Origin of the sequence: Marinobacterium sp. xm-m-383 (genome assembly GCF_013283255.1) — a bacterium.
In the GTDB taxonomy this organism is placed as follows: Bacteria; Pseudomonadota; Gammaproteobacteria; order Pseudomonadales; family Balneatricaceae; genus Marinobacterium_E.
Genome location: NZ_WBYT01000002.1, coordinates 172,798 through 199,572 on the forward strand (window position 1 = coordinate 172,798; position 26,775 = coordinate 199,572).

General features: G+C 50.2%; 30 protein-coding genes. 19 read left to right on the forward strand and 11 right to left on the reverse strand.

The genetic code is table 11. From position 1 onward, the window contains the following. Positions 1-7: 7 nt before the first annotated feature. Together grxC and XMM383_RS04455 are read right to left on the reverse strand one after the other, a co-directional pair. Positions 8-271, reverse strand: a complete 264-nt coding sequence (gene grxC, locus XMM383_RS04450) for a glutaredoxin 3 (RefSeq protein WP_173481863.1) — start codon at positions 269-271, stop codon at positions 8-10. After that, positions 268-684 carry a rhodanese-like domain-containing protein gene (locus XMM383_RS04455; RefSeq protein WP_173481864.1) on the reverse strand — a complete coding sequence of 139 codons (417 nt, stop codon included), beginning with the start codon at positions 682-684 and terminating at the stop codon, positions 268-270. Before XMM383_RS04455 ends, grxC begins: the two co-directional genes overlap by 4 nt. Before the next feature lie 167 nt (positions 685-851). Between XMM383_RS04455 and gpmI the strand changes: the two genes are divergently transcribed. From gpmI to XMM383_RS04475, 4 genes are read left to right on the forward strand one after another with little or no spacing between them, the layout of a single operon-like run. After that, the gene (gpmI, locus tag XMM383_RS04460) at positions 852-2,402 is read left to right on the forward strand and encodes a 2,3-bisphosphoglycerate-independent phosphoglycerate mutase (protein WP_173494605.1); all 1,551 of its coding nucleotides are present in this window, start codon (positions 852-854) and stop codon (positions 2,400-2,402) included. A 3-nt stretch (positions 2,403-2,405) separates the two neighbouring features. After that, the gene (locus XMM383_RS04465) at positions 2,406-3,536 is read left to right on the forward strand and encodes a peptidoglycan DD-metalloendopeptidase family protein (protein ID WP_173494606.1); all 1,131 of its coding nucleotides are present in this window, start codon (positions 2,406-2,408) and stop codon (positions 3,534-3,536) included. Positions 3,537-3,560: 24 nt separating this feature from the next. Then, the gene (locus XMM383_RS04470; RefSeq protein ID WP_173494607.1) at positions 3,561-4,835 is read left to right on the forward strand and encodes a S41 family peptidase; all 1,275 of its coding nucleotides are present in this window, start codon (positions 3,561-3,563) and stop codon (positions 4,833-4,835) included. Between the two features lie 10 nt (positions 4,836-4,845). Beyond that, on the forward strand, positions 4,846-5,613 hold the full coding sequence (locus XMM383_RS04475; RefSeq protein ID WP_173494608.1) for a 3',5'-cyclic-nucleotide phosphodiesterase: 768 nt from the start codon (positions 4,846-4,848) through the stop codon (positions 5,611-5,613). Here the strand turns inward: XMM383_RS04475 and XMM383_RS04480 are convergent. Genes XMM383_RS04480 through coaBC form a run of 5 tightly spaced genes read right to left on the reverse strand, consistent with a single transcriptional unit; the run spans position 5,610 to position 9,989 of the window. Beyond that, a complete protein-coding gene (locus tag XMM383_RS04480) occupies positions 5,610-6,794 on the reverse strand; it encodes an MFS transporter (protein ID WP_173482629.1) in 1,185 nt (394 codons plus the stop codon). The two genes, XMM383_RS04475 and XMM383_RS04480, sit on opposite strands and share 4 nt — an antisense overlap. Further along, positions 6,794-7,393: a nucleoid occlusion factor SlmA gene (gene slmA, locus XMM383_RS04485; protein WP_173494609.1), complete on the reverse strand. Its 600-nt coding sequence runs from the start codon at positions 7,391-7,393 to the stop codon at positions 6,794-6,796. Before slmA ends, XMM383_RS04480 begins: the two co-directional genes overlap by 1 nt. After that, complete coding sequence (argB, locus tag XMM383_RS04490; protein ID WP_173481871.1) at positions 7,390-8,304, reverse strand: acetylglutamate kinase; 915 nt, start codon at positions 8,302-8,304, stop codon at positions 7,390-7,392. The genes slmA and argB overlap by 4 nt, the downstream gene beginning before the upstream one ends. A 31-nt stretch (positions 8,305-8,335) precedes the next feature. Continuing rightward, positions 8,336-8,791, reverse strand: a complete 456-nt coding sequence (gene dut / locus XMM383_RS04495) for a dUTP diphosphatase (RefSeq protein WP_173494610.1) — start codon at positions 8,789-8,791, stop codon at positions 8,336-8,338. A gap of 1 nt (position 8,792) precedes the next feature. Then, positions 8,793-9,989 carry a bifunctional phosphopantothenoylcysteine decarboxylase/phosphopantothenate--cysteine ligase CoaBC gene (gene coaBC, locus XMM383_RS04500; RefSeq protein ID WP_173494611.1) on the reverse strand — a complete coding sequence of 399 codons (1,197 nt, stop codon included), beginning with the start codon at positions 9,987-9,989 and terminating at the stop codon, positions 8,793-8,795. Positions 9,990-10,088: 99 nt separating this feature from the next. On the opposite strand from coaBC, the gene radC reads away from it, so the two are divergent. The 8 genes from radC (at position 10,089) to hemB (ending at position 16,675) form a co-directional block, all read left to right on the forward strand. Beyond that, the gene (gene radC / locus XMM383_RS04505) at positions 10,089-10,763 is read left to right on the forward strand and encodes a DNA repair protein RadC (RefSeq protein WP_173481874.1); all 675 of its coding nucleotides are present in this window, start codon (positions 10,089-10,091) and stop codon (positions 10,761-10,763) included. Between the two features lie 371 nt (positions 10,764-11,134). Beyond that, positions 11,135-11,569, forward strand: a complete 435-nt coding sequence (locus tag XMM383_RS04510) for a transposase (protein WP_173481875.1) — start codon at positions 11,135-11,137, stop codon at positions 11,567-11,569. Positions 11,570-12,226: 657 nt separating this feature from the next. After that, on the forward strand, positions 12,227-12,463 hold the full coding sequence (gene rpmB / locus XMM383_RS04515; protein ID WP_173481876.1) for a 50S ribosomal protein L28: 237 nt from the start codon (positions 12,227-12,229) through the stop codon (positions 12,461-12,463). A gap of 17 nt (positions 12,464-12,480) precedes the next feature. Further along, complete coding sequence (gene rpmG, locus XMM383_RS04520) at positions 12,481-12,648, forward strand: 50S ribosomal protein L33 (protein WP_027854336.1); 168 nt, start codon at positions 12,481-12,483, stop codon at positions 12,646-12,648. Positions 12,649-12,736: 88 nt separating this feature from the next. Continuing rightward, positions 12,737-13,615 (forward strand): DMT family transporter, encoded by an 879-nt coding sequence (locus XMM383_RS04525; protein ID WP_173481877.1) that lies wholly within the window; start codon positions 12,737-12,739, stop codon positions 13,613-13,615. Further along, positions 13,616-14,428 (forward strand): bifunctional DNA-formamidopyrimidine glycosylase/DNA-(apurinic or apyrimidinic site) lyase, encoded by an 813-nt coding sequence (mutM, locus tag XMM383_RS04530; protein ID WP_173481878.1) that lies wholly within the window; start codon positions 13,616-13,618, stop codon positions 14,426-14,428. It begins immediately after the preceding gene. Further along, a complete protein-coding gene (locus tag XMM383_RS04535; RefSeq protein WP_173481879.1) occupies positions 14,428-15,312 on the forward strand; it encodes an alpha/beta hydrolase in 885 nt (294 codons plus the stop codon). The genes mutM and XMM383_RS04535 overlap by 1 nt, the downstream gene beginning before the upstream one ends. Before the next feature lie 346 nt (positions 15,313-15,658). After that, positions 15,659-16,675, forward strand: a complete 1,017-nt coding sequence (gene hemB, locus XMM383_RS04540) for a porphobilinogen synthase (RefSeq protein ID WP_371731467.1) — start codon at positions 15,659-15,661, stop codon at positions 16,673-16,675. Positions 16,676-16,681: 6 nt separating this feature from the next. Here the strand turns inward: hemB and XMM383_RS04545 are convergent, their stop codons facing one another. Further along, positions 16,682-17,536: an NAD-dependent epimerase/dehydratase family protein gene (locus tag XMM383_RS04545; RefSeq protein ID WP_173482625.1), complete on the reverse strand. Its 855-nt coding sequence runs from the start codon at positions 17,534-17,536 to the stop codon at positions 16,682-16,684. 46 nt (positions 17,537-17,582) lie between these two features. Between XMM383_RS04545 and XMM383_RS04550 the strand changes: the two genes are divergently transcribed. From XMM383_RS04550 to XMM383_RS04560, 3 genes are read left to right on the forward strand one after another with little or no spacing between them, the layout of a single operon-like run. Then, positions 17,583-18,485: a hydrogen peroxide-inducible genes activator gene (locus XMM383_RS04550; protein WP_173482624.1), complete on the forward strand. Its 903-nt coding sequence runs from the start codon at positions 17,583-17,585 to the stop codon at positions 18,483-18,485. A gap of 6 nt (positions 18,486-18,491) precedes the next feature. Further along, positions 18,492-20,567 carry an ATP-dependent DNA helicase RecG gene (gene recG / locus XMM383_RS04555; RefSeq protein WP_173494612.1) on the forward strand — a complete coding sequence of 692 codons (2,076 nt, stop codon included), beginning with the start codon at positions 18,492-18,494 and terminating at the stop codon, positions 20,565-20,567. Continuing rightward, complete coding sequence (locus XMM383_RS04560; RefSeq protein WP_254442848.1) at positions 20,542-21,078, forward strand: DUF501 domain-containing protein; 537 nt, start codon at positions 20,542-20,544, stop codon at positions 21,076-21,078. Before recG ends, XMM383_RS04560 begins: the two co-directional genes overlap by 26 nt. A 58-nt stretch (positions 21,079-21,136) precedes the next feature. Here XMM383_RS04560 and XMM383_RS04565 read toward each other — a convergent pair whose 3' ends face one another. The 3 genes from XMM383_RS04565 to rsmD form a co-directional block, all read right to left on the reverse strand. Continuing rightward, a complete protein-coding gene (locus tag XMM383_RS04565) occupies positions 21,137-21,382 on the reverse strand; it encodes a YfhL family 4Fe-4S dicluster ferredoxin (RefSeq protein ID WP_173481884.1) in 246 nt (81 codons plus the stop codon). A gap of 32 nt (positions 21,383-21,414) precedes the next feature. After that, the gene (gene coaD / locus XMM383_RS04570) at positions 21,415-21,894 is read right to left on the reverse strand and encodes a pantetheine-phosphate adenylyltransferase (protein WP_173481885.1); all 480 of its coding nucleotides are present in this window, start codon (positions 21,892-21,894) and stop codon (positions 21,415-21,417) included. 124 nt (positions 21,895-22,018) lie between these two features. After that, the gene (gene rsmD / locus XMM383_RS04575; RefSeq protein WP_173494613.1) at positions 22,019-22,630 is read right to left on the reverse strand and encodes a 16S rRNA (guanine(966)-N(2))-methyltransferase RsmD; all 612 of its coding nucleotides are present in this window, start codon (positions 22,628-22,630) and stop codon (positions 22,019-22,021) included. A gap of 247 nt (positions 22,631-22,877) precedes the next feature. On the opposite strand from rsmD, the gene ftsY reads away from it, so the two are divergent. From ftsY to rpoH, 4 genes are all read left to right on the forward strand, one after another. Then, the gene (ftsY, locus tag XMM383_RS04580) at positions 22,878-24,095 is read left to right on the forward strand and encodes a signal recognition particle-docking protein FtsY (protein ID WP_371744228.1); all 1,218 of its coding nucleotides are present in this window, start codon (positions 22,878-22,880) and stop codon (positions 24,093-24,095) included. A gap of 5 nt (positions 24,096-24,100) precedes the next feature. Then, positions 24,101-24,766: a cell division ATP-binding protein FtsE gene (ftsE, locus tag XMM383_RS04585; RefSeq protein ID WP_173484164.1), complete on the forward strand. Its 666-nt coding sequence runs from the start codon at positions 24,101-24,103 to the stop codon at positions 24,764-24,766. Continuing rightward, positions 24,756-25,733, forward strand: coding sequence for a permease-like cell division protein FtsX (ftsX, locus tag XMM383_RS04590; protein WP_173481888.1), 978 nt, complete (start codon positions 24,756-24,758; stop codon positions 25,731-25,733). The genes ftsE and ftsX overlap by 11 nt, the downstream gene beginning before the upstream one ends. Positions 25,734-25,904: 171 nt before the next feature. Then, on the forward strand, positions 25,905-26,765 hold the full coding sequence (rpoH, locus tag XMM383_RS04595; RefSeq protein WP_173482621.1) for an RNA polymerase sigma factor RpoH: 861 nt from the start codon (positions 25,905-25,907) through the stop codon (positions 26,763-26,765). Positions 26,766-26,775: the final 10 nt, after the last annotated feature.

Genomic DNA, 26,775 nt, shown 5'->3' on the forward strand with positions numbered 1-26,775 from the left:
GTTCTAATTATTCGCCGGCGTTGTTCGCCAGCAGTCCGTCCAGTTCACCATTGCGCTCAAGTGCGAACAGATCGTCGCATCCGCCAACGTGGTGCTCGCCGATAAAGATTTGAGGAACGGTACGTCGACCACTGCGTTCCATCATTTCAGCGCGTTTCGTTGGATCCTGATCTACGCTGATCTCGTTAAATGAAACACCTTTGTGATCAAGTAACATCTTTGCACGTGTGCAAAAACCGCATAGAGCTGAGCTGTAAATTTCTACTGTCATTTTGTTACCACTGGCATGCTTTGGTGGCGCCACTCAGAGATGCCTCCCGTAAGACGCATCGCCTGGGTGAATCCAGCCGATTTCATTTTGCGACACGCGGTGCCCGCTGTCTGACCCATGTTACACACTACAATGATCGGCTTCTCTTTGTACTGATCCAACTCAGTCATGCGGCGATCGAAATCTGCCAGTGGAATGTTGATCGAGTTAGTTAGGTGGCCAGTGCTGAAATCTTTGTGTGCACGGATATCAAGAACAACAGCATCCTCTTTGTTGATTAGGCGCGTTGCTTCAGCAGCTGTTACTGATTTACCGCCTTTCATACGCTCAGTAAAGATCAGCATGGCTAGGGTAAATGCCCAAGCAACAACCATCATGGTGTGATTGCCGATAAATTCGATTACGTTTTCCATTTCAGACCTGTGTATGCAATAAAAATTAATGCGCGAAAGTATACATTGCAGAGCCTCAAGGGATAAGGGGGCTGACTGAAAAATCACCAATGTTTAATGGTTTTAACGGGCCTCAGCGGTTAAAATCTCTATCAATCTAAAGTCTTATAACCGGAATATTCATAACTATGAGTGATATGCGCACCCCAAGAGCGCTTCTTATCCTAGATGGGTACGGAGTCGAAGCCACTGAATCATCAGCTGTAGCCGCTGCTAATACGCCTGTTTGGGATGGTCTATTGGCCAATAATCCAAACTCACGTATTCAAACATCGGGCATGGCCGTGGGCCTTCCAGATGGTCAGATGGGTAACTCTGAAGTAGGGCACATGAATATCGGTGCAGGCCGAACGGTTTACCAAAACCTGACGCGTATTACCAAAGCGATTGCCGATGGTGATTTCTTCGAGAACAGCGCACTCGTTAACGCGATGGATGCCGCAATTTCAAAGGGTAATGCTGTGCACATTACTGGCTTGTTATCCCCTGGCGGTGTCCACAGCCACGAAGATCATATTGTTGCGTTGGCTAAAATGGCCGTTCAACGCGGTGCGAAGCAGGTTTACCTACACGCTATTTTGGATGGTCGTGATATGCCGCCTCGCTCTGCAGAGCCGTCGATTGCCGTCGCTGAGAAGGCGTTTGCAGATCTTGGCGTAGGCGCCATCGCCACCGTTGTTGGTCGTTACTACGCAATGGATCGTGATAACCGTTGGGATCGTGTGCAGATGGCTTACGATGCCATGACAATGGGTAAAGGTGTTCAAACGGCTGAGTCCGCTCAAGAGGCGCTCTCTGCTGCTTACGCTCGTGATGAGAACGATGAGTTTGTCGCAGCCACTGTGATTACTGATGCATCAGGTGCGCCAGTGGGTACGATCAATGATGGTGATACCCTAATCTGTGCGAATTTCCGCCCGGATCGTGCTCGTGAAATTACGCGTGCCTTTGTTCTGGATGACTCATTCGATGGTTTTGAACGCGCTAAACGTCCAGCACTTGCCGACTTTGTTATGTTGACCGAGTATGCAGCTGACATACCGGCGTCTTGTGCTTACCCTCCACAAAAGATCAGTAACGATTTGGGTGAGTACCTTTCAGGTATGGGTAAAACTCAGTTGCGTATCTCTGAAACCGAGAAGTATGCACACGTCACCTTCTTCTTTAACGGTGGTCAGGAGGAGGTCTACCCAGGTGAAGAGCGTATCTTGGTGCCCTCTCCTGATGTGGCCACTTACGATTTGAAACCTGAAATGAGCTTGCCAGAGGTGAGTGAGAAACTGTGTGATGCTATCCGAAGCCGTCAATACGATCTGATTGTCTGCAACTTCGCCAATGGTGATATGGTAGGTCATACTGGTAAATTCGATGCGGCGGTTAAAGCCTGTGAAGCGGTCGACGAAGCGCTTGCTAAGGTGCTGGCGGCGATGGCAGAAGTGGACGGTGAGACACTGATCACAGCCGATCACGGTAACGTTGAGTTGATGGTCGATCCAAACTCTGGGCAACCTCATACGTCACACACCAACTGGCCAGTCGCTTTGATCTATGATGGTCCACGCAAAGCGTCGCTAACCCTAGCGGATGGCGCGCTATGTGATCTGGCACCGACGCTGCTGGATCTAATGGATATTGATAAGCCGTCTGAAATGACCGGTTCTAGCTTGGCGTCACTCTAATCCGTGTTGCGCCACTGGCTGTTACTTTGCCTCTTCTGTAGTTCCCCCGTATTGGCGGGAACAGCGGAAGAGACAGAGAAGAAAATCAAACAGCTGACTGCACAGATGCAGTCACTGCAAAAAAGTGTCGCTAAAAAACAGGGCGACCAGCAAGCGCTTCAGAAAAAACTTCGTGAAGATGAGCGTAAAATTGCTGAAATTTCCTCGAAAAAACGCGAAGTTTCCCTATCTATCAATAAACTAACCGGTCGAGCGAATACGCTAACCAGTGATCAGACTCGTCTAAAACAGGCGGTCGAAAAAGAGCGGGCGTTGTTAATCTCGCTGCTGCAAGAGCAGTACCGTAAAGGTCGTCAGCCAAGACTGAAAATGATTTTGAGTGGTACAGAGCCACAGACGGTTGATCGCATGCTGCGCTACTACGATCACCTCAGCGATGTTTTAAAAACGCGAGTGACTAACTACCAAAGGCTATTAGGTGACTTTGATCAGAATCGCGCCGACCTCAGTGCAACAGAGTCACAACTAGTGTCTGAAAAGCAGGCGCTAGTTGAGCAGGAAGATCGCTTAAAACAAGCCTACCAGCAGCGCTTAAAAACCTTGGATGAGATCAAGCGAGACATCGGTAGTGAGAAAAATCAGTTGGCCAAACTCGAGCAAGATCGCAAACAGCTTGAGTCTCTACTCGTTGAGATAGAGCAGTCGCTCAAAGATAACTTCGTCGATATCGATACGCCGCAGATTGCCAAGCGCAAAGGGAAGTTAGATTGGCCGGTGTCGGGTAAGTTGGCACTTAAATACGGCAGTAAAAAGAGCACGCTTTCGACCGATGGTATCTTCATCAGTTCCGATTCAGGTAAGGCTGTTAGAGTGGTTCATCCAGGTCGTGTTGTCTTTTCTGAATGGTTAAGAGGCTATGGGCTGTTGATTATTGTGGATCATGGGGATGACTACCTCAGCCTCTATGGTCACAATCAGAGTCTATTGCGTAACACAGGTGATTGGGTGCAAGCGGGCGAGACCATATCACTCACCGGTAGCAGTGGTGGCTATGATCAGACGGGTCTCTACTTCTCATTACGTCATAATGGTAAGAGTTTTAACCCGGTTCCCTGGCTAAATAAAAAGAGATAATTCGAATCAGTGATAGGTGGTTTTATGTTGTTCCGTTCCGTTAGCTTTCTGCTCCTTTCAAGCCTCTTATCATTGAACGTCTTTGCCTACCCGACAGAACAGACCAGTGAAGAGTCCTCCGAGAATCAGTTGCCTCTTGATGAGTTGCGCCGTTTTGCGGAGGTGTTTAGCAGTATCAAAAAGAGTTACGTCGAGCCTGTTACCGATCAGCAGTTATTAGAAGATGCCATTGCCGGCATGGTACGTGGCTTAGATCCGCACTCGGACTACTTAATTAAAGAGGCGTTCGATAACCTGCAAGAACACACGAACGGTGAGTTCGGTGGATTGGGCATCGAAGTTGGCATGAAGGATGGCTTTGTTCATGTCATTACGCCGCTGGACGATACCCCTGCTCAAGAGGCCGGTATCAAAGCGGGTGACCTAATTACTAAATTGGGTGATACGCCGGTTCAAGGTATGTCTCTCAGTGACGCAGTGAAATTGATGCGCGGCAAAATTGGTGAGTCGATTCGCATCACCATCATGCGTGAAGGCGTCGATGCTCCTTTTGAAGTTGAGTTGGTTCGTGCAGCAATCAAGATTCGAAGCGTCAGAAGCCGCCTGTTAGAGCCTGGCTTTGGGTATGTGCGTATCAGCGAGTTTCAAGCCAATACAGGTCAGGATCTGTTAGATGCTCTGGCTAAGCTGCAAAAAGATGAGGCGCTTAAAGGGCTTGTCTTGGATCTGCGAAATAACCCTGGTGGCGTGCTTCAGGCGGCTGTTGCGGTGTCGGATGCATTCTTGGATGAAGGTCTGATTGTCTATACAGAGGGGCGTATTGCTCGATCTGAGTTGGAGTTTAATGCCACGGATGATGTGGCGATCGGTAATGTGCCGTTAATCGTGCTGATTAATGGCGGGTCCGCTTCAGCATCAGAGATCGTCGCAGGGGCTCTACAGGATCAAAAACGCGCGGTAATTATGGGTACTCAGAGTTTTGGTAAAGGCTCTGTACAAACGGTTGTTCCGCTGTCAGAAGATCGTGCCGTTAAGATTACGACAGCACGCTACTTTACGCCCAATGGACGATCCATTCAGGCGCAAGGGATTAGCCCTGATGTGGTAGTCGAAGACCTTCAGTTGGATCGCAAAGCCCCTAATCTAGATCAGGTACGCGAAGTGGATTTGGCAGGACACCTTGAGAACGAGTCAGAAGAGACGGTTCAATCCTCGGTGCAGACCGATTTAGCGGGTGATGACTTCCAGCTCTATCAAGCGCTGACCATGCTCAAAGCGTTGAACATCCTTAATCGATGATTGATCAGCGATGAAGGTTCGAAACTTAGGTTGTTCAGGAGGCTTGGCAGAGGGGCTGTTCACCACCAGCTTTCTATTGGATGAGCGCACACTCTTAGATGGTGGCACTGGGGTTGGTAGGCTTAGCTTAGCGCAGATGAACCAGATCGAAACGGTGCTGCTGACCCATGCTCACATGGATCACATCGCCGGTGTCGCCATGATGCTCGCCTCTGTTTCCGAGCATCGAAAAAAGCCAGTTATCTTAGCGGCACCTAAAGAGGTTTTAGAGGCGGTTAAGGCGCACATATTGAACTGGGTGATCTGGCCAGACTTTTCAAAAATACCCAACGAGCAGACACCGGTTCTTGAATATCTAGAGCTAGAACCTTTTCAAACATTGGAGTTAAACGGCTATCAGGTGATGCCGATCCCTCTGTCGCATACGGTGCCGAGTTTTGCCTACCGGATCAGCAGAGTGGAGGGTGCTTTCTGCTTTTTTGGTGATACCGGACCAACCGAGCTGGTGTGGCAAACCCTGAATCAGCAGCCGGTCTCAGATATCTTCATAGAGCTCTCCTACCGAAATGACTCTGCCGAACTGGCTGGAATCAGTAAGCACTACACATCGGTTACTTTGGCAGAGGATTTGGCCAAGTTAGACGAGCCCAGCAAGGTGCATATCATGCACCTAAAACCTGGGGTGGAAGATCAAATCATTGCAGAGTTTTCTGAATGCTCTAAATCACTGCATCACAGCTTCGATCTCTGCCATGAGATCGAAGCCTTCAACATTTAACGCGTTTCATCGACCTTGCCGGTGCCACTGATGGGCCAACCTGCTACCGCTTGTGCAATGAGCAGCAAGACAAGCGTGAGCATCGGCAGAGTCCAAGCTTGTTGCCAGTCGTAAAGAGCGCCGATCAAACTCGGTGCAATGCTAGCGAGCAGATAACCGACCCCTTGGACCATGGCTGACAGAGCGGTTGCTTGGCGCATATCATGCGATTTCATCGCGATCAGAGCCAACGCAAGTGAGAGCGAAGCCCCACCATAGGTACCTAAACAAGCGACCCACAAGTAGCGACCTTCAATGGGCGCTAGCCATATTCCAAAAACGCCCACCAATCCGATTAAGGTGATGATCGCGACAATGCTGCGTTGCGTCGGCAACTTAGCCGCTATCATCGGGGTTAACAGTGCAGCCGGTATACCGATCATGGTGAAGATGGCGGTCATCAATCCCGCTTCTGCATCACTTAACCCTGCATCCATAAAGATGCGTGGAAGCCAGGTAGCCAATACATAGAACTGAATAGACTGCAGTCCCATGAAAGAGGCCAAAGACCAAGCTCGTGGTAAACGCCAAACGCTGCTGCTGACGCTGGTCGGTGCAGCCGGTTTAAACTTAACCCGCAACATCGGCAGCCAGACCAATAGAGCAATAATCGGCAAGATGGCCCAGACGATCATAGGCACATGCCAATCATTAAAGGCATCTCGCATCGGAATCGCGGAGTAGAAGCTAAACGCGGCCCCTGTGGTTAGCACCAGTGTATAGACACCGGTCAGTGAGCTCGCGTTCTCTGGGAAGAGTCCCTTAACCAGTGATGGAATCAGTACATTCAAAATGGCGATGCCGGCTCCTAGTGCTAGCGTGCCAGAGACCATCATCCCATAGTCGCCAAAGAGGCGCGCCGCTGCGCCTATGCCAAGAGTCAGCAGAGCAAGTGCCACGACTTTCATCGGTGCTAAACGGTTAGCAACCCAGGGCACGACCAGAGAGAATGAGGCAAAACAGAGCAAAGGGAGTGTCATCAAGAAGCCGAACGCGGCAGCTGAAATCCCCAGGTCCGACCGAATATCTTCGACCAGCGGACCGATAACGACTAAGCCGCCGCGAAGGTTGGCTGCGGCCAGCATCAATGCAAAGATCGCCGCAAAAAAACTGAGGCGATCTTTGAAGTAGTTATTACCCATCAGTTCGATGGGCTTCTGAAGAGACCGATCGACATGCGGGACCACTGTTCTGGCCAGAACTCCGTGGGGCGTTTCTTGAAGTCCGTTCTAACGTACTGGCGAATGCGACCTTCAGCCGTTGCCAAAATCAAGTTGGCGGTAGAGCCGGCTGGCAGCTGGGTGCGAATACCCTCTTTCAACTCGGCTTCGCGTAAGGTCTGCTTGATTTGCGTCTCTATACGCTCGAACAGTTGATTAATTTGACCGCGCAGGCGCTCATTTTCGCCCGAAAGAGCATCACCACCAAGCAGTCGGCACATCCCTGGATTGCGCTCTGAAAAGACGAGTAGCAGGGTAATGATCTGCTCAACCTGACGAACGGCGCTGACATCGGATTGTGTGATGGTCTTAATGCGTGTGAATAGGGTCTGTTCGATAAATTCGATTAGCCCTTCAAACATGCGCGCTTTACTTGGGAAGTGGCGGTAGAGAGCCGCTTCTGATACCCCAACATCTTTTGCAAGGGCCGCCGTTGTAATGCGTTGTCCTGGATTGACCTCCAGCATCTGGGCGAGTGCCTGGAGAATCTGGTCGCGTCGTGAAATTTTGGTCTCGCTCATGCTTCCACCTTCAACGATTTGTTAGAGATCAGAGTGCCGACACCTTCATCAGTGAAGATCTCCAGCATGCAGGAGTGCTCGACACGACCGTCGATGATGTGCGCTGAAGTCACGCCTGATTTTACCGCACTCAATGCACAGTCGATTTTAGGCAACATACCGCCGTAGATAGTACCGTCGGCAATTAGAGCATCGACCTGTTGGGTTGAGAGGCCTGTTAACACTTCGCCCTCTTTGTCCATCAAACCTGCAATGTTGGTCAGTAGGATCAGTTTCTCTGCCTGAAGAACCTCTGCAATTTTACCCGCGACTAGGTCCGCATTGATGTTGTATGAGGCACCGTCAGCACCTACGCCGATTGGGGCGATGACTGGAATGATGTCCGAATCCACCAGCATCTCTAGAACGCTGACGTTAACACGCTCAACTTCACCGACGTGACCGATATCGATGATCTCAGGTGCTTCCATCTCAGGCGTCTTGTGTTTCACTTTCAGCTTACGTGCACGAAGCAGGTCGCCATCTTTACCGGTCAGGCCGATCGCTTTACCGCCGGCGGAGTTGATGAGGCCGACAATCTCTTTGTTGACCATGCCGCCGAGAACCATCTCAACCACATCCATGGTTGCCGTATCGGTGACACGCATGCCATTAATGAAGTGAGATTCGATCTTCAATTTGTCGAGTAGATCACCAATCTGCGGGCCACCACCGTGCACAACAATGGGGTTCAGGCCAATCAGTTTCAGCATAACGATGTCGCGTGCAAAGCTGGCTTTTAGCTTCTCATCGGTCATGGCGTTGCCGCCGTATTTAACGACGATGGTTTTACCGACGAAGCGTTGAATATAGGGAAGCGCTTCAGAAAGGACGGTGGCGGTCGAGATCGCTTGTTGGCGTGTTAATGGCATGGTGAAAAAACCTCTAAATCAAATATAAAAATTAGTGACGACCCGAAGAGCCAAAGCCGCCTTCGCCGCGATCCGTTTCAGTAAATTCTTCAACAAATTCAAAATCAGCTTGAACCACAGGAACCAAAACTAACTGTGCGATGCGCTCGCCTGGCTCAACAGTGAAACTGGTTTGACCACGGTTCCAGCACGATACAAATAGCTGGCCCTGGTAGTCAGAATCGATCAAACCAACCAGGTTGCCAAGCACGATGCCGTGTTTATGTCCCAAGCCAGAACGTGGAAGAATCATCGCACAGAGGCTAGGGTCCTCAATAAAGATCGACATGCCAGTCGGAATAAGTTCGGTTTGGCCTGGCTCTAGAGTCAGCGGTGCTTCAACACAGGCACGTAGATCCAGACCCGCTGATCCTGTGGTGGCGTAAGTTGGCATGGGAATCGAGTCACCTAGGCGCTTATCTAGGATTTTTACTTGTAGCTTTTGCATATCAATCCATCAATTGTGAAATGTGTGAAATGAGTTGTTCGGCCAATTCGCTCTTACCGGCTTTGGGTAGAGGAAGCTCGCCGTTAGGTCCGACCAGAATGACTTCATTCTGATCAGCATTAAAACCAATATCGGCTTGCGAAACATCGTTAGCAATCACCAGATCCAGCCCTTTGCGAACCAGTTTGCTGCGAGCGTACTCAACAAGATTTTCAGTCTCAGCAGCGAAGCCAATCATCAGTGGGCGCTCAGGTTGCGCGGCAATGGTAGCGATGATGTCTGGATTCTTGGTTAATAGAATCTCCATCACCTCTTCGGCCCCTTTCTTGATCTTCTGCTCTGCGACCAGTTGCGGACGGTAATCGGCCACAGCAGCGGCGCCAATGAAGATGTCAGCTTGTTCTGAAGCAACCAAAGCGGCTTCAAGCATCTGCTCTGCTGACTCGACATCAACTCGTCGAACCCCTTTAGGCGTTGGCAGTGATACAGGCCCTGCGATCAAGGTGACATTGGCACCCGCTTTAGCGGCTGCTGAAGCCAGTTCTAATCCCATTTTGCCTGAGCTGTGATTCGAGATGAAACGAACAGGGTCGATCGGTTCACGGGTAGGACCAGCGGTAATCACAACGCTCTTCTCATTGAGCGGACCGTTCGCAATTAGATTGGCGCAACTGGCTAGGATATCAGTGGGCTCAATCATGCGACCAGGCCCAGTGTCACCACAGGCCTGTTCACCCGAACCAGGTCCAAAGATATTGACGCCTTGAGATAGCAACGTCTCTAAGTTCTGCTGGGTGCGAGGGTCACGCCACATAGCCTGGTTCATGGCTGGCGCTAACGCGATAGGCGCGTCCGTCGCTAGACAGAGGGTTGTCAGCAAGTCGTTTGCCATGCCGCCTGCAAATCGAGCCATAAAGTCAGCCGTCGCTGGCGCTACGATGATGAGATCCGCCCAACGGGCCAGCTCAATATGCCCCATGCCCTGTTCAGCTTCCGGATCGAGCAGAGACTGATGCACAGGGTTGCCCGATAGCGCTTGTAGGGTCAGCGGGGTGATGAACTCGGCACCAGCGTCCGTTAGAACAACGCGTACATCCGCGCCGACTCCTTTGAATAGACGCGTCAATTCAGCTGCTTTATACGCTGCAATACCGCCAGTGATACCGATCAAAATGTGGCGGTTAGTAAGTCTATGCATACCTCGAAAGCCTTATAAACAGTGACAATGTTTAAATTGAATTATCTTCTATACTGGGATCAGAGTATAGCGAAATATCGTTCATCACAGGGAGGTGATATGAAAATTTTGGATTGGCCAAGTTCAGAGAGGCCGCGTGAGAGGCTATTACAACAGGGCGCATCGGCGCTGAGTGATGCTGAACTCCTGGCCGTTTTTGTAGGGCAGGGGTTACCGGGCTGCAATGCCGTCGATCTTGGCCGTCAATGGTTGGATCAAGCGGGTAGCTTAAATGCACTGCTCAATAGAGAGTGTGAAAGCTTTATCGATTTGGCCGGCGCCGGCCTTGCTCGGTACGTTCTGCTTCAGGCAGCTCTGGAGCTGGGGAAACGCTACCTAGCCAGTGAAATAGCACAACGTTCGGTGATCGAGAGTCCGGAATCGGTTAAGGCCTATCTTAGCCATGAGCTGGCCGGCGCCAGCCGAGAGCACTTCGGCTGTCTGTTTCTGGATGCACAGCATCGAGTGATTAAATGGCAGGTGCTCTTTTCTGGTACGTTAAATGCGGCTGCGGTCTACCCCAGAGTTATTGTTGAAGCGGCGCTGTCGCTCAACGCCTCAGCCATTATCCTCGCCCATAACCACCCCTCAGGCGTCTGCGAGCCCTCGATGGCCGATCAAACCATTACCCAAAGAATCTCAGAAGCGCTAGCTCTGATCGACATCAAAGTGCTCGATCATCTGATCATAGCGGGCAGCCAATCGATGAGCTTTGCAGAGCGGGGTTTGTTGTAGGTCACGGTTTGCCTGCGGCAATTCGTTCCTACAGGGTGGAGGTTTCGATTGGGTGTCACGGTTTACCTGCGGCAATTCGTTCCTGCGGGGTGCGGGTTGCGATGATGTGTCACGGTTTACCTGCGGCAATTCGTTCCTACAGGGTGTGGGTTACGATCATTTGTCACGGTTTGCCTACGGCAATTTGTTTCTTCGGGGTGTGGGTTGCGATGATGTGTCACGGTTTGCCTGCGGCAATTCGTTCCTACAGGGTGGCGTTGTAGGAGCGAATTTGAGCGAAGCGAAAAACCGCGAAAATAAAAAACCGCGCATAAAATCGCAAAACACAAACAAATACCGCAAACATAAATTACATAACTCAAGGATGAGTCATGATTAAAAAACCAGGTTACAGTTCGTTAAGAAAAGGCCGTGTTTCGATTCCAGGGCAGATTTATCATCTAACCACGGTGACGCTGGGGCGCCAGTGCTTTTTTGAAGATTTTCATGTGGCTCGATCTCTAGTTAAATGCCTGCACAGTCAACAGATTGAGAGTCTGGCCTATGTCATAATGCCCGATCATTTCCATTGGCTAATTCAACTCAATGAACACTCAGGTTCAATTTCACATGTGATGAGAAAAGTTAAGCTGAGTTTGGTTAAAGGTCAGGGTATCAGCTGGGAAAAAGGCTTTTATGATCGAGCGATTAGGCGATCGGATGATATTGAGAGTATTGCTAGATACATTGTGATGAACCCAGTAAGAGCGGGTTTGGTAACAACAGTCAGAGAATATCCGCATTGGGATGCCATATGGCTTGATTAGACGTGTCACGGTTTGCCTACGGCAATTTGTTTCTTCGGGGTGTGGGTTACGATGATGTGTCACGGTTTGCCTGCGGCAATTCGTTCCTACAGGGTGGAGGTTTCGATTGGGTGTCACGGTTTACCTGCGGCAATTCGTTCCTACGGGGTGTGGGTTACGATGATGTGTCACGGTTTACCTGCGGTAATACGTTCCTACGGGGTGTGGGTTACGATCATTTGTCACGGTTTGCCTGTGGCAATTCGTTCCTACGGGGTGTGGGTTACGATGATTTGTCACGGTTTACCTGCGGTAATTCGTTCTTGCGGGGTGGGGGTTGCGATCATGTGTCACGGTTTACCTGCGGTAATTCGTTCTTACGGGGTGGCGTTGTAGGAGCGAATTTGAGCGAAGCGAAAAACCGCGAAATCTAAAAACCGCGAACAAAACCGCAAAACCACGATCTCACATCACTCCTAAGATTGAACAAAAAACAGACAAAAAGGTGGCGTTTGGGGTGGTTCTTCTGTAATATCACGCGCCTCTGTCTCATTGGTACGGGATTTCTGTCTCGTTTTCGGACGCTCCGCCTGAGATTGCCAAGGTTTTCGTTATGAAAGTGGCATTCAATAAATATCTGACAGAGTAAAAGAAAACACTATTAACTGAGGTTTTAAAATGTCTCGAGTATGTATGGTTACTGGCAAATCCCCAGTAACAGGAAACAACGTTTCCCACTCACAACGTAAAACACGTCGTCGCTTCCTACCAAACCTGCACTGGCACCGTTTTTGGGTAGAGAGCGAAAACAAATTCGTTCGTCTACGCGTATCTTCTAAAGGTATGCGCATCATCGACAAGAAAGGCATCGACGCTGTTCTTGTTGACGTTCGTAAAAATGGCAACAAAGTCTAAGCATAAGGAGCTAAGTCATGGCTAAAGGCGCACGCGAAAAGATCCGACTAGTCTCTTCTGCAGGTACTGGTCACTTCTACACTACAGATAAGAACAAGCGTAACACTCCGGACAAATTCGAATTCAAGAAATACGATCCGGTTGTTCGTAAGCACGTTATCTACAAGGAAGCTAAGATCAAGTAATTGATACAGCATCCCAAAGATACCCGCATTCGGTTACACTGATGCGGGTATTTTTTTGCCCAGCGTTTACCCATTTAAGGATGTTCGCATGACTAAGTCATGGATGAGTGTTGTACCTTTTGCATTTGTTCTGCTTTGGAGCACCGGCTTTATCGGTGCTCGATACGGTTTGCCCTATATTGAACCGTTTAACTACCTATTTATCCGTATGCTGTTCACGTTGGCGGTCTTCTTTTTATTGATTCAGATCTTCCGTGGACGTTGGCCGAGCTGGGATGTCGCTAAACATCAGTTGGTTACGGGATCGTTGATTCATGCAGGCTATTTGGGTGGCGTATTTGCAGCCATCAAGTTGGATATGCCGGCCGGTGTAACGGCGATTATTGTCGGTCTGCAGCCGCTACTGACCGCCTTTATCTCACAGATATGGCTCAAGTCGAAGTTGAGCCCTATGGGTTGGGTTGGGTTGTGGCTTGGCTTGATCGGCGTCGTGACAGTGCTCTGGTCAGGTGTGGCGGATGAGGAGATTACCCTTACGGCGGGAGCGATCACGGCCGCCTTGGTGGCACTCTTTGCGATCTCTATTGGCACCCTCTATCAGAAACGTTTTGGTGGGGGGGCGGATCTTCTTACTGGATCGTTCATTCAATACGTGATGACGGCGATTATCATGGGCGCTTTAACCTTCGCTTTTGAGACTCAAGAGGTGGTTTGGCACATTGAGTTAATTGGCGCGTTGACCTGGTTGGTGCTTGGTCTGTCGCTCTCTGCTATTTTGCTATTGATGTTGATGATTCGTGAAGGTGAGTCAGCCAAAGTAGCCAGCTATTTCTATCTTGTTCCGCCCGCAACAGCGCTAGAAGCTTGGTATCTGTTTGATGAGCGTCTGTCGATGCTAACCTTGGTGGGTGTGGCTGTGACGGTGCTAGGTGTCTTTTTAACCCAACGTGCGGCTAAGGTGAGTTAAGTGCCAGAGTTACCCGAAGTAGAGACAACACGACGAGGCATAGAGCCGCACATTGATCAGCAGCGTGTGGCCGATTTTGTGGTGCGTGAGCCTCGTTTGCGTTGGTCTGTGCCTAGTGAAATTCCTAAAAACATCGTTGAAAAAAAGGTTAATAGCGTCGAACGTCGAGGAAAATATATCCTGATACGTTTTGATGAGGGCGATCTCATGGTGCACTTGGGTATGTCAGGTAGCTTGAGAGTTCTTCCCAAAGGAACAGAACCGGCCAAACATGATCATGTGGATCTCGTGATGGAAAATGGCTTGTTGGTGCGCCTAACCGATCCTCGCCGTTTCGGTTCTGTGCTCTGGCAACCCAAAGGTGAGACGCACAAGTTATTGGAGAAGCTAGGCCCAGAGCCTCTGTCCGATGCATTTAACGTGGATTATCTGTTTAAGGCGTCACGTAATCGCTCTCTAGCCATCAAGCAGTTCATCATGACCTCTGAAGTCGTCGTCGGTGTTGGCAACATTTATGCTAATGAGTCTCTCTTTAGAGCGGGTATCGATCCGCGTAAGCCGGCGGGTAAGGTGTCAAAACAGCGTTATGAGCGTTTGGTCGGCGAGATTAAGAGCGTGCTTGAGTACGCCATCACGCGCGGTGGTACTACCTTAAGGGATTTCCTCTCCAGTGACGGCAAGCCAGGTTATTTTGCGCAAGAGCTCTCGGTCTACGGTCGAGGCGGTGAGGCCTGTAAATCCTGTGGCTCGACGCTTAAAGAGATTCGTCAGGGTCAACGGGCGACGGTATTTTGTCCTAGGTGTCAGCGTTAATGAGCTTTAGGCAGGCGTTCCCCGTTGAGACGGTAGAGCAGAAGGCTCGTCGTCAGGGGTTGGGTATTTCGGATGCGCTGACACATCGTGAAGTGTGGCGATTGGATGCCAGCATTAATGTCGAGATCTACCCTGTCTCGCACAGCGCCCCCAATATTCTGTTTCTCGCAGGGATCGGCACCTATGTCGAGCTCTATGCTGAATTAGCTGTAGCCCTTAATCAGCAGGGTTTTAATGTGATTGCGGTCGATCCTCCGGGACACGGCTACTCTGCAGGTAATCGCGGTCGATATACTGTTGAACAGTTCCAGCATCACCTTTCCCATGTGCTGAATGCCCTTGAATCCCGCTTTACCGGTCCATGGTCCGTCTATGGTTACTCGATAGGGGCTGTCACGGCGGTTGCGTTGGCTGAGCTAGATCAGCGCATTCAATCGGTGCTCTGTACCACGCTGCTGTTAGGGCAAGAGCCTCCCGATATGATGTATGCCTTGGGTTGGAGCTGGACTCGCTTCAGCGCTCTGTGGTTTCCCAATATGCGCCTGCCACTTAAGAGCTTTATCGATTTTGAGTCGCTTCTGGGTGATCACCCCGCAGGGCCCTACATCAATGACGATCCATTGATTATCTTTGACTACCCTCTGGCAACGCTTGCTTCACTGTTTACCCATCAAGCTGGGATTGCTGATTCGGTGTTCCCATTTACATTGATCAATCTGCAAGGTGATCATGATGAGGTGTTATCCAAAGAGTATGCGCTACGTGTGGCTAATAGGATTAAGCAGCCGATGCATTTGGAGTTCATTGAAGGGGCTGGGCATATGATGCCCTGGGATGATCCCGAGGATCTGGCGCATCGCATCGCATTGCTGTTGGGCAAATAGCAGGCAAAAAAATAGGGCGGCCACTCCATGGCACGCCCTGTTGGAAGACTTTCCTTGCAACCTAGTCGCGTCCTGCGATGTCCCTGTGTTGCTTTACTTCCATTGAAACCAATCCTTGGTCTCACCGGGTCAATCCATGACCTCAGTTATTCCGTGGTGCGTACTTTAGGGATTGAGATAGGGTTTGTATATAGTCATAACAGCTAAAAAGAGGTTATTTAGATATTATTTAGTTATATGTAAATAACCAAAGCCATTTTTGTGTCGATTTGTTGGTCGGCGGGTTAGTCTTGCCGCCATCTTGAGCGTTATACTTGTTAAAAATCATCTACTAATGAGGTGTCTCGTGGCATTCGATCCTAGCCAACGCATTTTTCCACTCACTCGCATGCGTCGTATGCGTGCTAGCACTTTCTCTCGTGATTTGATGCGTGAGAACCAGCTGACAGCCCAAGATCTGATCTACCCAATGTTTGTGATTGAGGGCGAAGGTGAGCGTGAAACGGTCCCCTCTATGCCGGGTGTTGAGCGACTCAGCATTGATCTGCTTGTTGATGCCTGTCAGGAAGCTTATGAACTAGGTATTCCTGCCGTGGCTCTATTCCCAGTCACACCTGCATCCGCTAAGTCTGAAATGGCCGAAGAGGCATTCAATCCAGAGGGTTTGGCACAGCGTGCCGTGCGAGCGATCAAAGCAAAATTACCAGAACTGGGTGTGATTACTGACGTTGCGTTGGATCCATTTACTACCCATGGACAGGACGGCATCATCGATGAAGAGGGTTACGTACTCAATGACATCACTGTTGATGTATTGGTGAAGCAGGCGCTCTCACACGCTGAAGCGGGCGCTGATGTGGTGGCCCCGAGTGATATGATGGATGGCCGTATTCAGGCGATCCGTGAAGCGCTAGAGGCCGGTGGTCATGTCAATACTCGCATCCTTGCCTACTCTGCCAAGTATGCAAGTGCTTACTACGGTCCTTTCCGTGACGCAGTAGGCTCTGCCGGTAATCTTGGCAAAGGCAATAAATACAGCTACCAGATGGACCCTGCTAACAGCGATGAAGCCCTGCACGAGGTTGCTCTCGATCTAGCTGAGGGTGCTGATATGGTGATGGTAAAACCGGGTATGCCCTATCTTGATATCGTGCGCCGTGTGAAAACTGAGCTACGTGTGCCTACCTATGCTTACCAAGTGAGCGGCGAATATGCGATGCACATGGCGGCGTTTCAAAATGGCTGGTTGGATGAGGAGTCGGTGATGATGGAGTCACTGCTGGCATTCAAACGAGCAGGTGCCGATGGCATCTTGACCTACTTTGCCGTTAAAGCGGCACGCCTGCTTAAATCGAAGGCTTAACCGCTGTTAAGTGATCTGCCTCTGTTGCGATTTGAAATCATCCAGCAGAGGCGCAAATCCGGCTTTGTAGTCCTGGTATCGACAGACAAAGCCACTCTCCCTCATCGCTCTGTTAGCGATGCGTTTATTCCCGCCACGCTGTATCGGCTCCTGATGATGGGCTGCCACGCCCAGTTGCTCTGCAAGCCACTTGGTAATCTCATGAATCGGTGCTGGGTGACCGTCGCTGGCTAAATAGAGTTCTTTCAGTGGTTGTTGGTCGATCGCTTTGCCAATTAAGTGCACAACAAAATCGGCCAAGTCGTCACTGTGTATACGATTGCTAAAATGAGTCGGCGTCTCTAACGCAATGGTTCCACTGAGGATGCGTTTTAGAAGGTGGGTACGGCCAGGGCCGTATATGCCGCTGCTGCGGATCAGGGTGCAAGCTGATCGCTGTTTAAACTGTGATTCGCCTTCCAAAAGTAGAACGGAGTGCGCCGTGTTAGGTTCAGCAGCGCTGAATTCATCAATCCACTCACCACGGTTTTGAGCATAGACGCCGGTTGAGCTAACCACAAAAGAGCGTATCGGTGCAGTTGGCAGTGCTTTTAATATGGCAGCCGGGGCATCGACGTATATCTGTCGGTAGTGCTCAATATCGCGTGATTTTGCGGCGGCCGAGAAGATGACGTAATCGACTTCTGGAAGGGGCGGGAGATTTTCAATTTCATAAAAGTCGCACGCTATTGGTTGTACGCCTTCCGATAGCTGGTCTATATTACGTCTAAGACCATAGACCTTATGTTGTTGACTGATGAGCTTGGTTGCAATGGTATTGCCCAAGTCACCACAGCCAATGATTAGAAAACGTTTCGACACGGTAGTGTTCTCCCTTTAGTCGTTAAAGATTACCAGAGGATCGAAAATGACGCTTACAGAACTTCGCTACATCGTCACGCTAGCTCGTGAACAGCACTTCGGCCATGCCGCCGAAAAATGCTTTGTCAGTCAGCCGACGCTCTCTATCGCCGTTAAAAAGCTGGAAGATGAGCTCGGTGTCGCGTTGTTTGAACGCAGTAAAAACGCCGTACGCGTGACGCCCATAGGTGACAAAGTAGTGCGTCAAGCACAGCGCGTATTAGAGCAGGCTGAAGCGATTAAAGAGCTCTCCCGTGAAGGTAAAGATCAGCTGGCTACCCCGTTACGTGTGGGTGCGATTTACACCATCGGTCCCTACCTTTTCCCTCGTCTAATTCCCGAAGTTCAGCAGATTGCTCCGCAAATGCCTCTCTACATCGAGGAGAATTTGACCGAAGTTCTTCGAAGCAAAATACGCACTGGTGAGTTGGATGCGATCATCATCGCGTTGCCTTTCCATGAGCCCGATGTGCTGACTCGGGCGGTTTATGATGAGACCTTCAGTTTAATTACTCCAAAAGGGCATGAGCTGAGCAAAGCGGGCTCAGTGGACTCTCAGAAGTTGAACGAGCTGGATATGCTGCTGCTAGGTGAGGGGCACTGTTTCAGGGATCAGGTACTAGAGGCATGCCCAAGCTTGAATCAGTCGTTCCATGATCAACACAGAGTCACTGAAGGCAGTTCACTAGAGACCATTCGTATGATGGTCGCCTCTGGCTTAGGAACCAGCGTGTTACCAGAGTCGGCTTTAGCGAACCACCCCTCCAATGCGTTGGTTGATATTGTGCCGTTCAATGATCCCAAACCGATGCGATCGGTTGCTGTTGCTTGGCGTGCCAGCTTCCCTCGTCCACAGGCGATTGATGTGTTGGTTGATGCCATCGCTAAGTGCCGAGCGTTGGATAGTTAACTGGCCGTGTCTTCTCAGGTAGCCCATCGAAAGGTCACTGAGCTAAAGGGTGTTGGCGCTGCGCTAGCGTCCAAACTTGGCAAGCTAGGTATTCATAACTTTCAGGATCTGCTGTTTCACTTGCCGTTGCGCTACCAAGATCGAACGCGCATCACTGCGATAGGAGCGATGCGCCCCGGTGATGAGGTGGTGGTTGAGGCGCGTGTAATCGCGTGTGACATCGTGATGGGGCGCCGCCGAAGCCTGGTCTGCCGTATTCAGGATGGCACGGGTACCCTAACTCTGCGTTTTTTCCACTTCAGCGCTGCGCAAAAGAGCGGCTTGATCAATGCGGATATTCGCTGTTTTGGCGAGGTGCGCCCTGGTGCAAATGGTTTAGAACTGATTCATCCCGAGTACAAGCTGATGAAGGGCGATGGCTTTGATCAGTTGGAAGAGACGCTGACCCCAATCTATCCATTGACTGAAGGTTTGACTCAACCGCGCCTTAGAAGCCTGGTAGGGCAGGCACTCTCCGCTTTGGGTTCTGAACCCTTAGATGAGTTGCTGCCGGACTCTGAGCTAGCGCGCAACCATTACCCCTCACTAATCGATGCCGTGCGCTTTCTTCACCAGCCTCCTGTTGGTGTGGATTTGGAGTCGCTACTTGAAGGGCAGCATCCAGCGCAGAGACGCTTAGCTTTCGAAGAGTTATTGGCACATAACCTATCGCTTCGCGTGGTACGTCATCAGATGCAGACGCAAGGTGCGCCAGCGCTGAAATCGACGGGTCGACTCACGCTGCCGTTTCTAGATCGGCTGCCTTTTTCACTTACAGAGGCTCAGCTTCGTGTGGCACGAGAGGTGGCCCGTGATATGGGGCGCCCTTTGCCGATGTTGCGGTTGGTGCAGGGTGATGTGGGCTCAGGTAAGACCATGATTGCTGTATTGGCCGCGTTACAAGCGGTTGAAAACGGCAAACAAGCGGCGGTTATGGCTCCGACAGAAATTCTGGCCGAACAGCATCTAATCAACTTTAAAAGTTGGCTGGAGCCGCTTGGGATAAAGGTCTCGTGGTTGGCGGGTAAGGTAAAAGGTAAAGCACGGGAAGCGGCATTAGCTGAGATCAGTGGTGGTGAGGCTCAGGTGGTTGTCGGAACCCACGCCCTGTTTCAAAATGAGGTCGCCTTCCATGATCTGGCGATGGTTGTGATTGATGAGCAGCATCGATTTGGCGTCGATCAGAGGCTAAGTTTGCGTGAAAAGGGGCGAAATGACGGTAAAATACCTCATCAGCTCATAATGACCGCTACCCCCATCCCTCGTACACTAGCAATGAGTGCTTACGCTGACCTGGACTGCTCCATCATCGATGAGCTACCACCGGGCCGAACGCCAGTGCAAACGGTCGTGATTGATGACAGTCGTCGCGATCGAGTGGTTGAGCGCGTTGAACAGAACTGCAAACAGGGCCTGCAGGCTTATTGGGTCTGTACGCTGGTAGAGGAGTCCGAAGCGCTGCAGTGTCAGGCAGCCGAAACGACTGCCGAAGAGCTGCGCGAGGCTCTGCCCGATCTTAGAATTGGTCTGGTGCATGGTCGTCTGAAACCGGCCGAAAAAGCGGATGTGATGGCGCAATTCAAAGCGCATGAGTTGGATCTTTTGGTGGCTACGACGGTGATTGAGGTCGGCGTAGACGTTCCGAATTCGAGTTTAATGATCATCGAGAACCCCGAACGACTGGGATTATCACAGTTGCATCAGTTACGCGGCCGTGTAGGTCGAGGGTCGCGAGAGAGTTTTTGTGTTTTGATGTATCATGCGCCTCTTTCGCAGCAGGGTCGCGACCGTTTGGCAATCATGCGTGAGACCAGTGACGGTTTCCGTATTGCAGAGCGTGATCTTGAGTTGCGAGGCCCGGGTGAGGTGTTAGGCACCCGCCAGACAGGCATGATGAGTTTCAGAATCGCCGATCTGCAACGTGACGCTGACATGCTCGACAGTGTCCAGCAGACAGCAGAGCGCATAGAGACATCAACAGAATTAACCCGTCAGCTGTGTGATCGATGGATCCTCAATGCTGATCAATACGCACAGGTTTAAGATGCAACCAACAGAGAGACAGCTTCAAATAGTACGCCAGCAGATCGGTCGCGAGCCTCGCGGTATCGAGGCGATAGCGGCACAAACCCCTAGTGGTGTGCCATTGGTGTTACAGATGCGAAGCCTGATCGATGATAAGCCTTTCCCAACCCTCTATTGGCTGAGCAGTAAGGATTTAAGTGTTGAGATCAGTCGTGTCGAGATGACGGGCTGGATTAAGCGTTTTGAGGAGGAGCTGCAAGAGGATGCAGAGCTTCGTGATACCTACATGGCGCAGCAGAAACACTACATGGAGCGCCGCTGGGAACTGATGCGTCCGGAGGACAGACAGCGAATCGAAACTCTTGGGTTCACTAAGATGTTCAACGAGGTAGGCATTGGCGGTATTGCTAACTGGGACAAAGTTCGTTGTCTGCACATGAACTACGCCTACCACTTGGTGGAGCCCAATGTGGTTGGCCAGCGTCTTGATCAAGAGTTTCAGATGAACGAGCTGGCGCCGGAGTTTTAGGTTAATCAGGCACAAAAAAACGCGACCCAAGGTCGCGTTTTTTTGTCTTTGAGTTCGATTAGCCAACCAGCTTCTCGTACTTGATCATCAGTTGCTCTTCAGTTTCAACGTGATCAGGATCTTTTGGAATACAGTCAACCGGACAAACCTCAACACACTGTGGCGTGTCGTAGTGGCCTACACACTCAGTACATTTACTTGGCTCGATCTCGTAGATCTCATCCCCTGGGCTGATCGCCTCGTTAGGACATTCTGGTTCACACACATCACAGTTGATGCATTCGTCGGTAATCATTAGTGCCATCGTGTCTACCTCACTCTAGGCTCAAATCTAAACTAGTTAGAAAAATGTCGTTTCAATGCCGCATCGACAGCCGGATGAACAAACTCTGTCACGTCTCCACCTAATGACGCGATTTCGCGAATCAGCGTCGATGAGATGTACGACAAGTGTTCAGCCGGTGTTAAAAACAGGCTCTCAGCTTGTGGAGCCAACTTTCGGTTCATATTGGCAAGCTGAAACTCATATTCAAAATCTGAAACCGCTCGCAAACCTCGTAAAATGACGTCGCATTGATGATCTTTCAAAAGATCGATCAGTAGGCTGTTAAAGCCAACCACTTCTACGTTGTCGAGGTGTGCCAAGGATTCGCGTGCAAGTTCTACTCGAACATCCAAATCCAGCAGGGGACGTTTTTTTGGGCTCTCTGCCACAGCTACTACAATCTGACCAAACAGTTTGGAGGCTCTCTCCACCAAATCTACATGGCCGTTCGTAATAGGATCAAACGTTCCTGGGTAAGCTACCCTTTTCATCCCAGCTACTCCTAATAGCGGTAATATTCCCGCGGATGGTAACGGAATTGCGTCAAGGCGACAAATTATAGGAGAAACTTTTAATAATTAATAGATATATTAAATTATTTATCTATAACTAAAATTAATTTCTTTTATACAAGCGGTAGCTGACGTCACCTGCCTGTTTGTCGCGATACAGTTGCCAGTTATCTGGAACTAATAGGGTACTTAGCGATCTCTCAGTCTCTATATATATCATCGATCCATCTGCAAGAACTTGATTTTCCTCAAGTAGCTGACAGATGCCTGAAACTAAGTCTTTGTTGAAGGGGGGGTCTAAGAAGACCAGGTCGTATCGAAATTCACGGCTCGCTTGCTGCAGGAGCCATTGAGTAGCGTCTGTTTCGAGCACTTCAGCGTTTTGTGCCTTCAGCTCTTGCAGATTGTGTTTAAGTGAATTGCAGACCAAGCGCGATGCATCAATCAGTGTGGCGTGAGCTGCACCGCGCGACAGCGCTTCAAACGCCAGCGCACCGCTGCCGCTAAACAGATCCAGGCATTTGGCTGCTGGTGTGTAAGCTTGTAACCAGTTGAATAGCGTTTCTCGAACCCGATCCGGTGTTGGGCGAAGTCCTTCACTCTCTGGAAAGGTCAGTTTTCGTGAGCGCCAATCTCCGCCGATGATGCGAACGAACGAGTCATTTGCTCGATTATGAGGGGCGGGTTTGCTGTTTCTGTTGCGTCTAGGGCTCATTGAAAAAGGTCTCTGCCAAAGCAGTTTTAGGTAAACAGAAATTTTAACCTCAGCTTAGGCTAATAGATAGGCTTTCACAGCGTCTGATGTGGTAGAATTCTGGACTTATATTTTGACTGTTTAGTTCCCTCTGATTAGGACTGTTTAGACTATGGAATCTCTCTACAACTGGATGCTTGATAACGGCTATGATCCAGCCATTATCCCTTACGTTGCGGCCGCTTTTGCCGTCGTCATTTTGATTGTGATGATGCGTTATCTGAAAGGGGATAAAACTGAGGCTATTCAGGATTCTGCTTCAGAAAAAAGCGTTGAAGAGAGCGTTACAGAGGCCCCAGTTGAAACACCATCGGTTGACGAAGCGCCCGTTGAAGAGCCGCCTGTTGCTGAAGACGCAGTCGAAGAGGTAGTTGAGCCAGCAGCTGCAGAAGAGACGGTTGAGCCAGAAGCTGTTGAGACCGAAGTGGAGGTTGAACAGACTCCTGCAGAGCCAGAGCCAGAGCCAGAGCCAGAGCCAGAGCCAGAGCCAGAGCCAGAGCCAGAGCCAACAAAAAGCTTCTTCGATCGTGTTAAATCCGGTCTAAGTCGCACGAAAGCCGGCCTGACTGAGCAGATTACAACCCTCTTCGCCGGTAACCCTGAGATCGATGAAGATCTTATGGAAGAGATCGAGACCTTGTTGCTGATGGCCGATATTGGCGTTGAGGCAACGACAGAGATTATCGAACGTTTAACCGATCGTGTAGAGCGTAAACAGCTCTCGGATGGCGACGCTCTGCAGGCGGCTCTGAAACAGGAGCTGGCCGAGCTATTAGAACCCGTTGATCAACCGCTTGAATTACAGAGTGACAAATCCCCAATGGTGATTCTGATGGTGGGTGTTAACGGTGTCGGTAAAACAACGACCATCGGTAAACTGGCCAAGAAGTATCAGGGTGAAGGTAAGTCGGTGATGTTAGCGGCGGGTGATACCTTCCGTGCCGCGGCGGTTGAACAGCTTCAGGTTTGGGGTGAGCGAAATAACGTCCCAGTGGTTGCTCAACATACCGGTGCAGACTCAGCCTCTGTTCTATTTGATGCGCTTGAGTCAGCTAAAGCGAAAAACGTTGATGTATTGATTGCAGATACAGCGGGTCGTTTGCAGAACAAAGATAACCTGATGCAAGAGTTACAGAAGGTTGTTCGTGTGATGCAGAAGTTAGATCCTTCGGCGCCACATGAAGTGATGTTGGTACTCGACGCGGGTACGGGTCAGAACGCCATCAGCCAGGCTAAAGAGTTCAAAGAGGCGGTGGGCGTGACGGGCATTACCCTAACGAAACTCGATGGCACAGCGAAGGGCGGTATTATCTTTGCCATCGCCAAACAGTTTGGTCTGCCTATTCGATTCATCGGTGTCGGTGAGCAAGCTGATGACCTACGTCCTTTTGAAGCGAAAGCTTTTGTTGAGGCGTTGTTCGACTAACTCCTATGGCGGCTATTCAATTCACTAACGTCAGTAAGCGCTATGACTCTGGTCAAGAGGCCCTAAGGTCTGTCGACTTTACATTGAAGTCGGGCGAGATGGCCTTTTTGACAGGCCACTCGGGAGCAGGGAAGAGTACCCTGTTAAAACTGCTGACGCGCGTTGAGCAACCTAGCCGTGGTGATGTGTGGGTCGGTGATCAAAATCTATCTGAATTGTCTCGCAGCGAGATTCCGCAATATCGCCGAACCCTGGGTGTGGTCTACCAGAATCATCGTCTGTTAGAAGATCGCACTGTTTACCAGAACATTGCACTTCCACTGCGTATCGCAGGCTATAACGAAGAGGATATTGGTCGTCGCGTACGCGCGGCACTCGATCGAGTAGGACTGTTGGAGTCAGAGCAGAAGCTCCCACAGGCGTTATCGAGTGGCGAGCAGCAGCGTATCGGTATTGCGCGTGCCATTGTTCATAAGCCTAGGGTGCTGATTGCCGACGAGCCGACCGGTAACCTCGACCCTAGACTCTCTCTCGACATCATGAGTCTATTCGAGCAGTTCAACCGCATTGGAACGACCGTCTTGATCGCGACCCATGATGTGGCGTTGATCAAGCGAATGCGTCATAGAGTGCTGATTTTAGATAAGGGGCGACTGCGTCATGTCCAGTAGTGAGACTCGATCACGCGGCGCCTCTGATATCAGCGTCAGCCGTTGGCAACGCGTTAAACACTGGGCGGTACAGCACCGTCTAGAGAGTGCCGATGCCGTTAAGCGTCTTCTACATAATCGACTGTCGACGCTGGTGACACTGCTGCTATTGGCGGTTGTACTCGCTGTGCCAACCTTTATGTATTCGCTGTTGGGTAATTTGAAACAGCTGACACCGGGTACTGACTTTGAGCCTCAGCTTGCACTCTATTTAAGCCCAGAACTCAAAGCCGACGAGTTAGATCGATTCAGCCGTTCACTCCTGCTGCGTGATGATCTACTTTCGGTTGAATTGATCAGTAGCGATGTAGGTGCCAGCGAGTTTAAAAGCCACTCTGAACTGGGTGAGCTGATCAACCTATTGGATGAGAATCCACTCCCAGCGGTTGTGCTCGCGACGCCGCGTGATCAAGATCCTGCGACCATGAAAGCACTGCGTGAAAGCATGGCAGCCTTGCCAGAGGTGGATGTCGCCGAGTTAGACGTAGAGTGGTTAGAGCGTCTCGAAGTGATTTTAGGCTCATTCTCCAGCATCAGTTTTGTGCTGGCGCTGTTATTGGGTATGACCGTGCTTCTGGTGATCGCTAACACCATTCGTACCATGATCAGCAGTCGCCAAGAGGAGATTGAGGTCAGTTTGTTGATAGGCGCTACCGCTGCTTGGGTGAGACGCCCATTCCTCTATGCAGGACTGCTGTACGGACTCTTTGGTGCACTGTTGAGCCTAGTATTGGTTTACTTCTCACTGGCACTTGTCGAAGCGCCATTGGCTGAGTTAACAGAGCTCTATATTGGTCGTTTTGATCTTCAGGGACCTGATTTGTCATTAATCATGGCGCTGTTAGTGGGCGGGACTATACTAGGATGGATAGGGGCATTCATTGCTGTATCCAGACAGATGGGGCAGTTAAATCAAGGCTCTGATTGATCGGATTTAGCCGGATTTGCGTTTATCTGTCACTCTGGTATCTTTTTGGGTCCAGTGTTGGTAAATATTAGTAATTCCTAATGAACTTTTTTGTCAAAACTGGGTCTAACTAGACAGTTAAAACGATTTAAAACAGTGTAAAAAACGAAAGTTTTTGAGGTTTAAAGAGAAATGGGCACTAGCTTGCAATTAGTTGAACATCTGACTCCGGGGCGCGATCTTGACGCTTACGTTCAGAATGTCAGCACTATCCCTATCCTCACTCCAGAGGAAGAACGGGAGCTTGCCGAGCGTCTGCATTTTGAGCAAGACCTTGATGCGGCTCGCCAGTTGGTTATGTCACATCTGCGCTTTGTTGTGCACATTGCGCGCAGCTACAAAGGCTACGGCCTTCCTCTCGGTGATTTGATCCAAGAGGGTAACGTTGGTTTGATGAAAGCGGTTAAACGTTTTGATCCAACCGTCGGTGTTCGTCTGGTGAGCTTTGCTGTTCACTGGATCAAAGCCGAAATGCATGAATTCATTCTTCGCAATTGGCGTATTGTTAAAGTTGCGACGACCAAAGCTCAGCGTAAGCTGTTCTTTAACCTACGCTCACAGAAGAAGAGCCTAGGTTGGATGAACAACGATGAAGTTGAAGCGATCGCAGAAGATCTAGGCGTTGATGCTGCAGTAGTGCGTCAGATGGAGGGTCGCATGGCCGCCACTGACATGGCCTTTGATGCGCCTGCTGCTGATGATTCTGAAGAGAGTGCGCCTGTTGCACCGGCACTGTTCTTGGAAGACAAGTCTGCCGATCCAGCCGAGCTACTTGAAGAGCAGGATTGGGAAGATAATTCTAACCGCCAGTTAGCCGCAGCGATGGGCCAGTTGGACGAGCGCAGTCGAGATATCTTGGCGCAGCGTTGGTTGCTTGATGAAAAAGCAACGCTGCACGAGTTGGCCGCTAAGTATGAGGTCTCTGCAGAGCGTATCCGTCAGCTTGAAAAGAACGCGATGAAGAAAATTAAAAACGCTTTAGTCGTTATCTAACGGATGAAAG